Raw genomic sequence first — 13340 nt, forward strand, 5'->3', positions numbered from 1 at the left:
AGAACAAGTAGTGCGTTAATAATTACAGTCCTTCTTTGGTGTGCCTCTTGTCGGCCACATATGAAAAGAGATTTTTTCCAATCAGTATCAAATGATGGCATTACTCTTAGTGATAGTATTGTTCGATTTATGAAAAACTTTAAGTAGCAAATTGTTGAATGTATTATTGGCTGGGTTTATGGACGGATCTAGCTATCCCCTTTATAACTTTCATCGACAATACTAAAAAGGCCGCAACAATTAATGATGAAATTGATAGGAATGATCGGTTGATAAAGTTCAGTATAAGATGTGTAAATCAATAAAGCCAGTCTTTACTTCGTGAAAGCTGTCATTATTGAATAGGGTTACCAAACATCTGTGGCATTCGAGAGTAATTTTGAAATCGCGATTTCTCCAATACCGGGTTCTGCGTTGTCTGCAAAAACCTTCCAATATATGTTGTAACTCTCATTCCTAAGGTTCCTTTTTAGCCTTATAACCTCTGAGCGGCTCGTCGTTCCTGGCAAAATTGGATCGTATCTTGATGGACCGTAGCTGTTATAAGGTTCTCCAGCGGCACTAATTTTGATGTCAATAATATCGCGATAAGTATTGTCTCCGTAAAATACCCTAAATCGTCTTCTCTCTAAACTTTCTTTATATTCTTCTCCATTCTCTAAAATTTCCTGAGGAAGTTCGATAGAATAGTTCACATATTTAGCATAAATCTTCCCTAGGTTTCTGATTGCAAATTTAAGATTATAATCTAGGTATGAACTACCGTTAGGTTTTATCCTTCCGCTAATCGAATCTTTCTCTTGAACTATTATCCTCTCTATTAGAAATTCTAATTCAACTTTTGGGTGCTTCAATCTACTCATAATGTCGCGAATCTCATAGTCCTCCATTGCCACACAGACAAAATTATGACGTTTGTAATACCGAAAGTCGCTTGCTTGATGCGCGGTATCACTTTGAGGAACTTCGACAACGTAGACAACGCTTTCGGCGTTAACAGGTATTGGGATGATTAGGACATTCTCAATTTTGGGTTGTATGTTTGAGTTTATTACCTGCTCAAGCCATTCTTTTGAAATTTCCTCCCTTTTAACCGCATCGATGATTTCTGGCAAATGCTCTTTTCCTTTAGTTTGAAACTCTCTTATTCCATAGATAATTGTCCCCCCTGCTGAATTGGCCATAGCAGAAACATCTTTCGCAATATCGCCCTTTTTTTTATCATTTTTTTGCAACGCATCTCCAGCTTTATACTCTAGAACTAAATTCTCCTCAATGCCATCTGAAATGTAAGACTGTAGGGTTTCTAAACTCCATTTCATAATTGTTATCGTATCCCTTTTTTTAGAATGTGTTTTTCGTATTCCGCATTTGACTGAGTTATAGCAAAAGTTGTTGCAGAAAAATTGTCATGTCCTGATTTCGACGAAATCCTTGATTCTATGATACTCAAGGCAGCTATAATTTTATTTCGCATCCTTTCAGCGTTCATTTTCATGCGATTTCGATACTCATCCGTTGGATCAATCGCATTTTCTGGATTAATAAAGGCATTGTACAATTGTTCCTTCCAACTCATTAAGTTTCTCTTAATTTGATTTAGGCGATCAAGGTTGGTTTTCATGTCTTGATAAACATAGTCGTTGATATATTTCTCGAGCTTTGAGAAGCCATTGTTCAGATTTTGGTTTGAAGAAATAGTCTGCTTTTCTAAAAAATCTCCCCAATCCCATTCCTTTTCAGATAGTTCCTGCAAGGCTGACTTTAAAAAGTCATAGAACAAGAAAAATCTTCCATAGACCATTGCTTCAACGTTGCCTATAGATGAAATCCAAGGATACTTTTCGATCTCTAAAAATTCATAGAATCCAGCCTTTAAGCGTTTGTACACAAATTCAGTCGAATCTTCCGAATGTTTTGCGTATGCTTTGCTAGCTTGTGAAAGACTTATATTTTCGACTGTGGAGATGAAACGTTCTATCTCAGAAATTTCCGCCATTATAGTATCTGAGTTAACTACCTTATAAGTTTGTTTAAATGTGCTCTTCTCAAGTTCAAGGTAGCACCTTGCGTAATATTCTGTCAAAAGAATATAGGCCTCTTTGCTGGTCTTATATTCAGGCTCAAAAGAAATTACGTCTCCTTCTTTCAGTCTTGGCATTTGCTCACAGTCAAATTTAGTTGCTCTGCGTTTGACTCGAAATTTGCTTCTAAGAGCATTGTGTTGAATCATAAATTCGCTAAAAGCTTCTTCATCACTAATGCTCGATAGGAATTTTTCTACGCCAACTTCTTGAGATTCAAAATTTAGATATTCTTTAAGAGTATTTATATTCAAAAAACTAAGATAATGTTCTATATCATTAAGGTCGCAGTTTTTATGGTTGCATAGCCAGGAATTGAACTGATAATGGTATAATATTTCAGAGGTAATCATATTATTAGAACTATCTATTACTCCTAATTGAATAGCAGCTTCAAATAATTCTCCAAAATCCTTAAAGTTCATAATTTCCTTAATGTGGGACATTCTCTCCATTTAGGCTGTGATAACTAATTGGCTTCTTTTACTAATGTACGTAAAAGTTGCTTATTTAATTATGCCAAGCCTTAAATTGATGGGTTTGTAGGTCCCCCTGATCTTGAAATTGATACATGAATAATATACCAATAATGTAAGAGAAGTCAGCAGAAGGACGTTTATTTTGTTGAGGTATTCTCTTTTTTAATTATTCATATTATTCATTGAGTTTTTTGAAATAATGCTCGACTAATATTGATTATCACGCAGTTCGAATGACGCTCAGGTTGCGCCTTTTCTTATTGTTCTATAATTGTACTACCAGCTTTACCGTCTGTGGGTAATGATACTTGAATGGTTCGTTCATTCACCTTTAATTGCAGGAAGCTTAATTTTTGAGTAGGGTCTGATATTGCTATAGCCATAGCCGAAACGGTGGCACCTTTCGCTTTGATCATCACGATGCAAGGCTGAGTAGTGGCAACAGTTAATTTATCACTGACCTTAATACTGCCTGCCTTGTAAAAAACGATCCCCGTTCTTTGTAGCCCAGTATACTCCACGGCTTGCAGTTCGGGCGTATTGGCCAGTATCCTGATGGGTGATTTCTTACTGTACTTTGACGCCGTAACAGCATCCACATTGGGCAAAGCTATCCAAGCATATGTGGCGTTCTTAGGCTGTATACCATGATCGAGCCAGAGGGTAAATACATTTTTCTTGACGGTTTCTTCGGTGGCCCAGGCCTGGTGGTTGATCTGCCGCCAGTTGCCGGTAGCTTCTCCGTTGCTGATCTGCACGGTAGTGGGCTGCGGGAAGAAATAAGCGATGCTGTCGTGATATACCCAGGAAACATTGGGCAGGGTATGTTTGCCGCTTTGGAGGGTAGTATTCTTGCTCTGCTTGTTGACGACTACCTCGCCTTTCAATAAACATTGATTGAGGGTAGTGGCTATATCAACGGCTGTATCGATCTGGATGCCAGCGCCCAGGCATACGATCTCGTTATCAAAAAAGAACCATGATTTACGGGCTCTGAGGGGATCATGTACACTGGCAAAATCAAAAGCCGCTACGCCATACTTCCCATCGCTTACGCCACCGGCAAAATCAGTGAGGCCCTTTTTCGCCAATTGTTTCCAATGGGGAAAGTCAGCTTTTTGTACAATGGTAGCGCCAGGTACCTTACGCCAGTCCCACACAGGAAAAATATTGGAGAATTCACGACCGGTACGGGATAAGAAGAAGGAGCCATCACCGTAGTAATGATTTTTGATGCCTTCTTCATTGTGTGGCTCTTCCATATTGTTGGCCCGGGCGGAATGCATGCGCACGGAAGCGTAATAATCCGGACGTTGGTGAGTATAATAATGGGAATGCCAGAAGTACCGGTCTTTGGTTATAACGGGTTTCGTTTTTCCTTCCCTGATAGCGATGATGGTTTCCAGTTCTTTGGCGCGGTAGTCAGATGCCTGGCGTAGGTTCCGGGGCAAAGAAACATCTTCAGCATCCAGGGCATTCTTACGACTGATATCACGGTTCATAGCTCCGGGATCGGGATAAGTGGCATAGACCAATGACTGGCAAATGCCATCCAGGAAATAATCGGTGACAAGTCTGATGGATGAATCCGGAAAGGAAAAACCTGCACCACGGATCTTAGCAGCCCAGTAGGCAAAGGAACTGGCATAATTGGAACCATAGGTAAGGGTGGAGATCACATTGTCGGTGCGGTGATGAAAGCTCATGTCGGGCTGCAGGCCCCGTTCATTACTGATCTTGATATCGGCGGCCATGGCCTTCAATGCTTTCCGAAGGGTATCGGCATTTTCCATGAATAAACCCTGTTTGGCAAACATGCCGGCAATGGGCATCAGGTCGCCGCCTGGGCGCGCGCCAAAGGTCTCCATATTGGCGCGGTGGGCAATGGCCAAGCCTTCCTTCTTTTGCTTCTCTGTGAGGGCATCGTCCATTACCAGTAAGGTATTGATCATGAGGTTGGGGGTACCCATTTCATTCCACCACCAATTGTCGCACCTGAAATCATGGGCGAGCCAATAATCAAGGGCCAGGGAAAAAGCAGCTTTAACAGGAGGGGCTGTAAAGGAGGCGGCGCCCTTCTTTTTATAAGCCCTCGCCAATTCGAGCATATTATCGAGGTGCTGCTTGTGCTGGAAGCCGGTGCGGGAAACATCCTTATAGTCGATACCAGGCCAGGTGCCGTCGGGCTGAATGGTTTTTATGAGTTGGTCTATTTCCTCTTTGTTGACGGATGGCGCCAGGAGATCGTCCACCACACGTTTCTTTATAGTAGAAATATCCTGGGCTTGTGCGGCGGCTGATGCGAAGAGGAATAATATAATTGACCAAAAAGAAGTACGCTGTTGCATATGGCTTGTATTATGGCTCGGGCTCAATATTATTTGGGTGCAATGACAAAGTTGATCTTGTCTTTGGTTTTGGGTGCAATAAGCTTGAAGGTGATCCGGTAAATGCTATCACCCCACCTGTCGCGGACGCCTTTGTCTTCTTCGGTGGTAAGGGGCACTTTTTCAACGGCCACCCCCAATTGCTTAGGGTTGTACCTGATGACAAAGTCTTTGGGGGCGCCCTGTTTAGGTGCATAGTGAATGGTCAACTCACCGGGTGATGTGATGGCGGCGGGGTAACAGGTCATGAGGTTTTCCACGATGCTATCGGCCTTGCTGAGGGCCAGGACGTCTTTCACTTCCACATTCTTACCGCGGTTGAGGCGGATGGATCGCTGCCAGGTGTTGATGCCTGCCTGCCGGGGGTAGGACTTTGCAATATCCAGGGACAGCTCTGCAAATGTCTTGTCCTCTTTATAGGCTACATTGGTTGCCTTGAAGGTGGCGCCGGGGGACTGATTGACGCCATTGACGGTAGGGGTATTGTGGTATTCAGAACAATTGTACCATATATCATAACGCCGGCTACTGAATGTTTTGCGGGTGTAGGTACCGCTGCCCACATCGATCAACAGGGGCAGTCCATTGTAGTATACCATATAATTGCCAATATCGTTGTGGTTGTGGCTTTCATCATTGTGCCCGCCTTTGGCAGCTACAAAGAGGCCATCGGTGGTGCCTTGTTTATCGCGGGCAATCATCACTTGTATATCGGGCAGCCATACGCTGGCGGGCAGAGGAAGGCCTTGTGGCGCATTTTGGAACTCCTCCTGCATGAACAGGGAATAGAAATTCCGGAAGAAGTGATAGGTGCCTGAATTGGCTGAGGCGGGCTTGCGGTAGTAAGCGCCAAATTTAACCATGGCGCTGTCTTTAATATCCTTTCCAAACCGGTAGATCATATCGGCAGCCATGCCAGGGGTAGGAGAGGCATCGGCAAAGTTGACAAAATATTCGGGCCCGATCTGCGCACGGTAAATAAAACGGCCCATATTCCTGATCTTCCCGTCTTCAAATACATATTGGAAGGCATTGTTGGAAGCGAGGTTGAGCATGGAAACATTATCATACAGGGAAGCGGCGGCTGCACCCCAATAACCCGGGCCTTCATCACAACCACCATCCTGGGGATAAGGATTAACAAACTCATCCAGTACGGTCAATAACTTAGCTACGGCTGCGGTCCTTTTGGTATCATCCTTCTCTAACAGCAACACTGTATTGAGCCAGTTGGAGCAGATCCAGGGATTCCAGTTGTTGGGTGGCCTTCCATTGGCAGTCTTTGTCATCCAGCCATGTTTTTTGGTCATGAGTGGTGTGAGGAGGCGGTAGTTGGTTTCATAATAAATGCGTTTTCTTATTTGGGGGGATACGGCATCGAGTTTGTCGCCTACAAAGTAATCCACCCAGGCCAGGAGGGTACCTGTTTCTGCACTGAAGAGTTCCACAAAAGGCTGTGATACGTCCATCAGGCCGGAATACTCTTTGGTTTGGGGAAGATGGGCGGAGGCGCCCCAGAAGGATTCCTCACAAATGGACCATACGCCATCGATGATGGGATCAATAAAGCGGCCTTTGTTCTCATAGATCTCGGCCAGCAACAAGGCTGCCAATGCGCTGCGTTTTTCATTGGCGATGGCCTGGTATTCGGTGCGGTTGCCGGTACGCTCTATCAGTAATGATTTGGTGGCAGGGATGGAAGGCCAGGTATAATTGATAAGGGTATTGGCCCTGGCAAGAATGGCTTTCATCGTAGCTGCATCTGCTTTGGCCCATGCTGCGCGGTCGCTGGTCCTGGGAAAGGGCACCCACTGTGCCTGCGGGATCAATACGGTTTTTAACTGGACGGCAGTATACTTTCCGCTCAACAGGTTTTGCCGGGCAGGAAGTTGCCAGCAGCAGAGGGTGATCAACAGGGTCCAGATCGTTTTTTTCATACAGTTGTTATTGAGTAGATCAGGTATATAGTTTATGGTAAAGATGCAGGTTTGGCTGTTTCGCTATCCATGGTGTAGGGTAGCACAAATACCTTTCCTTTATCGTTGGTAAAATACAACACAGAAGGGGATAATTTATCAGCATCCCCATCGGCCCAGAAAGCATAAAAATCAGGTTGGGCATTTAATGGGCGGCGTACATAGGAATGGTTGCGGGCGCTGTGCTGTGTAAGCTGTTTCGTCTTTTTCCAGGTTTTGCCCTCGTCCTGGCTTTCCCACCACGCTATTTCTCCACCGGCGCCCCATTGTTGCGGCCCGGTTTCTGTGGGACCAATGATCTGCCAGTGATCTCCGTTAATGTACAGGGAGCCCATATCATAATTGTGGGTAGAAGTGCAAACTTTGGTCATATTCCACTGGCCGTTCTTCCAGTGGATGGTCATCCATTCGCGCGGATTGCCTTTGGGACCGGGTGCAAAATCATTGCTCACCACGGCCAGGATAACGGGATTGCCTGCTGCATCGACATTGAGGTCGTTGAGGTAAACAAGCTTTCCTTCGGCCTCGTAGTCTTTTACCAATGCGGTGCTGTGTTTGTCTGCCAACGGAGGGGATACGGGTTTGCCATCGATGGTAGTCCAGGTTTTGCCCATATCGGTTGTTTGCAGCAGGTAGCAGTTGGTCCGTTTATCTACATTGCCGCCGGGGTGATAGTTAAATACGGTGACGAGTTTTCCTGCGGGCATATTGGATACCTGGTAATGACCTCCCATGCCCGCGAGTTTCTGGTCGGGGGACCACTGACGACCATCGGGGCTCGTGGACCAATACAATTCCCTGCCTTTGGTGTATTTGGTAAACAGGTGTATAAACCCTTTACCGGGTACCCACCAGGGTTGAGGGTACGTTATTTCGGTTTCTTTGATCTGTTCAAAGTCGTTGATATTATAGGGCGCTTTGCTTTTGAAGATAAGTCCCAGGCGGCTGGTGTTCCTGCCACTTACAAATACCCACAGATAACCCTGCTCATCGATGGAGAGGGAAGCATTGTCGTGTGGATCATCAACGCCCTGTTTGTCGTATACGATCACGGGTTTGGGTACTTCCTTTTTCTGGTGATCGTAGTAAGACAACATAATGAGGAGGTGCCGGTCTTTTGCGCCGGCAGTGCCTCCGTAAACGAAGAAGGTTTTGTTGACCTGCTTTGCATAGATGGCGATGGGCACATGGCTGGAAGTATAGGTGCCTAAGCCGCCGGAATATTTATCGCCATAGGTAGAAAACTGACCCAGGGTAAACCAGATGCCTTTGTACCCATCGGCACGAGGCAGTTGTGCGAGTGCAGTGACCTGGAATATCAAGAGCAGTAAAGGCGGCGATAGTAGTTTATAACGCATAGGTCGGTGTTAATCGTTTTTCCAATTGCTGAGTGGCGGCAGTTTGTCCGTTGGTTTATCAGCTGCATTTCCGGGTTTGAGGGCTACGGTGATGGTGGCTTTTGTATTGGCCGGTATCGTTACTTCGAAGCCGGTAAGGATAGTGCCCGGATTGGGCGCATCGTAGGTGTTGGGCGGATCGGTGGACCAGGTTTTCATGGTCAGTTTGCCCGGTGCTGCCACTTCCAATAGGAGCTTCTTACCATCTTTGGTGAGTGTTGCCTGGTTGTTGCCGGTAATGGTGACGTTGGCGGGTGTTAACAGTGTCCAGCGGATAGTAGTTTCTTCGTTGAGGGTTTCCACTTCGTCCTGCACCACTACATAGGCTTTGTTGACGATGGCAATTCCACGGTTGGCTTTTGCCAGCGCTCCTTTATAGACTGCAGATATATCGGTGACGGCATGCATGAAAGAAGGGGCTGCTGAAGAGGCTGTAATGGGGGCATACCCTTCCACGCGCTGGTGCTGGTTATTAACGGTAAGGGTATTGTGCACGAGGTTGGTGTAGCGGAATACGGTCCAGCGTTGTGCATCCTGGGTCCGTCCGAATAGTTTAATGCCTTTTGATTCGAGGGATTCATAGTCCTGCATGCCAAAGTCCATGGCCCAGCGTACGCCATCGGCTTCCATGACGAAAGAGCCAATATCCATATGGGCATGGTTGACGGATACGGAACCACCTTTCATACCCACGAATATGGCTGCCGGATCGGTCCAGGAGGTACGCATGAGGGCAACGGGGTTTTTGCCCTTACCAACCCACATGGCTGATGTGGGTGCAGTTATTTTTTCCATATGGGTACCGGCACTCCACAACATAATGGCTGGCAGCAGGCGATCACCTACGAGTGATGGGGGCTGGCTATTGAGCAGGCGGCTTTTTTCTACCCAAAGAAGGGAAGGATCTTTTTGTTTGTTGGCAAACCAGAACATGGCGGGCTGCAGACCGCCGCCGCCACCGGCATCGGAATAGTTGAAAGGTTTGCCGGAAGGGCCGGTCATGTTTTCGAGGTAACCTGCGGTTTGCAGAAAACCCGGTTTTTGGGAGAGGCCAAAATCTTTTCCAAACAGCTTGTCAAGGGCACTGATGAACATAACGTTGAAACTGGTGCCATAACCCCAATAGCCATAACCTTCCGGGTAAGCGCCGTTGGGGGCATAGTCGGCCATGGGCAATACAATGGTCTCTATAGCACGGTTAATGACCTGTTTGGCCAGTTCAGGCAGGTCTTCATAAATAGCCATGGCGCCATAGGTCATACCTGCGTTGCAAACCTGGTTCCAATTGTGCTCGGCTTTGAGCCAGCTATTGTATTTGGGATCGAGGGATGGTTCAATTCCTTTTTTCAGGATGGCTTCTTTGATAGCGGTGCGGGCGGCCGGGGATAGCTGGTCATACAGCCAATCGTACCCAATGGCCATGGCCATGGTCATTTCTGCCACATCGAGGAAGTGGGAGGGGTTCCAATCGCTGAAAGCGGCAATAGCCAGCATTTCCTTTTCGGCCCGTTGCTGGTAGACTGATTGCCCGGTAGTGCGGTATGCATAGGAGAGGAAGAAGATCCTGCGGATGGCTTCGCGTGATTTATCCAGGAGCCGCCGGCCTATTTGTATGCGTTCTATAGGTGGTTTATTGACGATAGCATCTGATTCGGTAAGTATGGCCTGGTGTACTTTGCGCCAGTTGTTGTCGGCGGCGATGGTCTTTTGGATGGCTTTTTCTTCGCCTTTGAGCAACAGTATGCGGGGATGTGCGGGCACTTTTGCTGCGGTGCCGATATAATCTGTTTGGGCGTTGGCCGGTTCAGTAAAAGACAGGCAAAGGGCCAATAGCCCGGATAGCAGGTGTTTTATTTGCATATGGCGTGCGGTTTCGCTGATAATATCAATATTAGTGAGCTGCTCCCGAGGTTGTTCACGGTATACGGTGAGCCGCCCTTAAAGGGCGACCCACCGTATACCAAAGTAAGGGCGACCCACCGTATACCAAAGTAAGGGCGACCCACCGTATACCAAAGTAAGGACGACCCACCGTATACTAAAGTAAGGGCAACCCACTATATACCAAGGAAATTAGACATCTCTGTCATAAGAATCCTGTGCGGGAAGGGTTTATTTCTACGAAAACGTTTCAGTAAATAAATGTATTGAATCTGAAAACGATTCCAGCTTTTTTCATCAAGTTTGGATAGCTTGTGTTTCTCCACCTAAAACGAATGCTTATGCCAGCCAATTTGCTATGTCCAAACTTTGCCCTGTTTGCAGGGGCTTCTCCGAAACGTTCTTCTTTTGTTCATCTCCTCTAAGTATACTGGAAACGATTTCAGCCCCCTTGCAATAATTGCATGATTGCGCTGTCTAATCCTGTATACCTGCTATTTATGAACAAAAAAACCAACAAGAAAAACTCTATCCAGGATATTGCAGCTGCTTTGCAATTGTCGCCTGCTACTATTTCCCGTGTATTGAACAATCATCCGCACGTGCACGAATCTACGCGCACCAAAGTAATGACGATGGTGGAGCAGGTAGGCTATAAGCGCAACATTATGGCATCGGGGTTGCGCACGAATAAGACGAATACCATTGGCCTGATCGTGCCGCGTATTTCGATGTTTGTTCATACGGAGATCATTACTACTATTCAAAACGGGCTGCATGGGCATGGTTATAACCTGATCATTTGCCAGTCGAACGATTCATTGGAGATTGAAAAAGACCTTGCCATGACCTTGTATGCATCACGGGTGGATGCGGTGATCGTGGCATGTACATTGTTTACTACCGATTTTAGTCATTTTGATATACTGACGCAGAATAATATACCGGTTGTTTTTTATGACCGTGTTCCGGTACGACCTTACCCGGCCTGTATTATTAAAGGAGATGATTTTCGGGGGGCTTACCTGGCCGCTTCTCACCTGATAGAATTGGGAAGCCGGAACATTGCCTATATCTCCGGGCCGATCGGCTGCAATATCTATATCGACCGGTATGCCGGTTTTGAGCAGGCTATGCGCCAGGCCGGGGTGCCGGTGCGCAAAGATTGGGTGATGTACCAGGAACTAACGGCAGACAATGCACGGAAAGCCATGCACCGTTTATTTGCCCGTAAGCCTTACCCTGATGCCATACTGGCTGCCAACGATCTTACTGCGCTGACGGCGTTGAGCTTTGCCAAGGAAAAAGGTATTGCTATTCCACAGGAATTACGGATCGTGGGTTATTCGAATGATCCCCGTTCTTCGATTGTAACGCCTTCGATCACGACGGTAGAGCAATTCCCAGGGCGTATAGGCACGGTGATCGTAACGGAGCTGTTGAAATTGTTGAAGAATGACCGGCAAACGGTAGCGATCGATGCGGTGCCAATCATAACGCCGGTGGAGCTGATCAGGAGGATGTCGACGTGAGGGAAGAGAATACAGAATACAGAATACAGGATTCAGAATAATACACTTTTGCTTCGATGGCACAAGTACCCCGCTGCGCGAGGCCGGGCTGCATACTTGCGCCAGGGGAAGGCAACGAGAAAATACACTATTGCTTCGAAGCGTTTGCTTCGATAGCGGATGTCTCACTTCGCTGCGCTTCGTTCGACATGACAATAAAGGGGGCGAAAGGACAAAGGAACGGCAGTCGGCAATCGTGAATCGGCAATGCGATAACTTTGGCAAAATAGAATACTATATTATAACGTATATGAGAAAGTTTAATTTTGTACTTTTCTTTTTGATGGTAGCGGGAGCTGCGCTGGCGCAAAGTGATAAGCAAGCAATGCAACAACTGATTGATGAAGATATGCAGTTTGCTGCGCAGCAATACAAAGTGCTGGCGGGTAAAGTACCAGCCACTGAAATGCCCCGCTCTTATATTGCAGCCAAGGATTCGCTGGTAACGAGTAATACGAAATGGTGGTGCAGCGGATTTTATCCCGGTACGCTTTGGCTTATCTATGGGCATACAAAAGACGCGGCTACAAAAGAAGAAGCGCTAAAAAGACTAGCCATACTGGAAAAGGAGAAAACGTATACAGGCAATCACGACCTGGGTTTTATGATGTATTGCAGTTTTGGTACAGCTTATGACATCACCAAGGATCCTGCCTATAAAGAAGTGGTATTTACGGCTGCTCGGTCTTTGTCGACCAGGTACCGTCCTTCTATCAAAGCGATCCAATCCTGGGATTCGAGCAAAAATTTCAAGTGTCCGGTGATCATAGACAATATGATGAACCTGGAATTGCTGGAGTGGGTGTCGAAAAATGGCGGCGACAAGAAATATCATGAGATTGCTGTAACGCATTCGAATACCACGCTACAGAACCATTTTCGTGCAGACAATAGTTCGTACCATGTGGTGGATTATAACCTGGCTACGGGTGGGGTTTGGGGTAAAAAAACGCACCAGGGATTTGCTGATGAATCGGCCTGGGGGCGCGGGCAGGTGTGGGGACTGTATGGCTATACGGTGATGTACCGCTTTACGAAAGATGGGGCTTACCTGAACCAGGCGAATAAAATAGCTGCTTATTTATTGAATCATCCCAACATGCCTGCTGACAAGATTCCTTACTGGGACTTCGATGCGCCGGATATTCCACGGGCAAAAAGGGATGCTTCGGCAGGCGCCATCATGGCATCGGCCTTGCTGGAACTGGCGCAATATACGAAGGGCAAACAAAGGACAGATTATATTAGCGCCTCGGAAACGATCCTGAAAGCGCTGTCTTCTCCAGCCTACCGGGCGCCACTGGGCAGCAATGGCGGTTTCCTCTTATTACACAGTGTAGGGTCGCTGCCGCACCAGTCGGAAGTGGATCAGCCGCTGACGTATGCGGATTACTATTTTATAGAGGCCTTGAGCCGATACAAGAAGTGGTATCTGTAGAGAATCCAGAATCCAGAATATAGAATACAGAATACAGAAGAATACAGGTTTGCTTCGATGGATTGCCTCCCGCTGGTGCGGGACAAGCTCTAAAGGGGCATGAATACCCTTTGAAATGATCCGAGCA

8 protein-coding genes are annotated in these 13340 nt (G+C 46.5%); 2 read left to right on the forward strand and 6 right to left on the reverse strand.

Features of this window, described 5'->3' with window-relative positions:
• Positions 1–347: 347 nt before the first annotated feature.
• The 6 genes from D3H65_RS05355 to D3H65_RS05380 form a co-directional block, all read right to left on the reverse strand.
• A complete protein-coding gene (locus tag D3H65_RS05355) occupies positions 348–1322 on the reverse strand; it encodes an AlbA family DNA-binding domain-containing protein (protein ID WP_119049275.1) in 975 nt (324 codons plus the stop codon).
• Between the two features lie 5 nt (positions 1323–1327).
• On the reverse strand, positions 1328–2530 hold the full coding sequence (locus tag D3H65_RS05360; RefSeq protein WP_162915421.1) for a hypothetical protein: 1203 nt from the start codon (positions 2528–2530) through the stop codon (positions 1328–1330).
• A gap of 290 nt (positions 2531–2820) precedes the next feature.
• Complete coding sequence (locus D3H65_RS05365; protein WP_119049277.1) at positions 2821–4911, reverse strand: polysaccharide lyase family 8 super-sandwich domain-containing protein; 2091 nt, start codon at positions 4909–4911, stop codon at positions 2821–2823.
• Between the two features lie 29 nt (positions 4912–4940).
• Positions 4941–6887 (reverse strand): heparinase II/III domain-containing protein, encoded by a 1947-nt coding sequence (locus D3H65_RS05370; RefSeq protein WP_119049278.1) that lies wholly within the window; start codon positions 6885–6887, stop codon positions 4941–4943.
• A gap of 32 nt (positions 6888–6919) precedes the next feature.
• On the reverse strand, positions 6920–8284 hold the full coding sequence (locus D3H65_RS05375; protein ID WP_119049279.1) for a BNR-4 repeat-containing protein: 1365 nt from the start codon (positions 8282–8284) through the stop codon (positions 6920–6922).
• Positions 8285–8293: 9 nt separating this feature from the next.
• Entirely contained in the window at positions 8294–10183 is a 1890-nt protein-coding gene (locus tag D3H65_RS05380) for a heparinase II/III domain-containing protein (protein ID WP_119049280.1), read from the reverse strand.
• A 521-nt stretch (positions 10184–10704) separates the two neighbouring features.
• Here D3H65_RS05380 and D3H65_RS05385 point away from each other — a divergent pair.
• Together D3H65_RS05385 and D3H65_RS05390 are read left to right on the forward strand one after the other, a co-directional pair.
• Entirely contained in the window at positions 10705–11736 is a 1032-nt protein-coding gene (locus D3H65_RS05385) for a LacI family DNA-binding transcriptional regulator (protein ID WP_119054400.1), read from the forward strand.
• A gap of 289 nt (positions 11737–12025) precedes the next feature.
• Positions 12026–13213 (forward strand): glycoside hydrolase family 88 protein, encoded by a 1188-nt coding sequence (locus D3H65_RS05390; RefSeq protein ID WP_245999685.1) that lies wholly within the window; start codon positions 12026–12028, stop codon positions 13211–13213.
• Positions 13214–13340: the final 127 nt, after the last annotated feature.

This window comes from Paraflavitalea soli (genome assembly GCF_003555545.1).
Classification (GTDB): domain Bacteria; phylum Bacteroidota; class Bacteroidia; order Chitinophagales; family Chitinophagaceae; genus Paraflavitalea; species Paraflavitalea soli.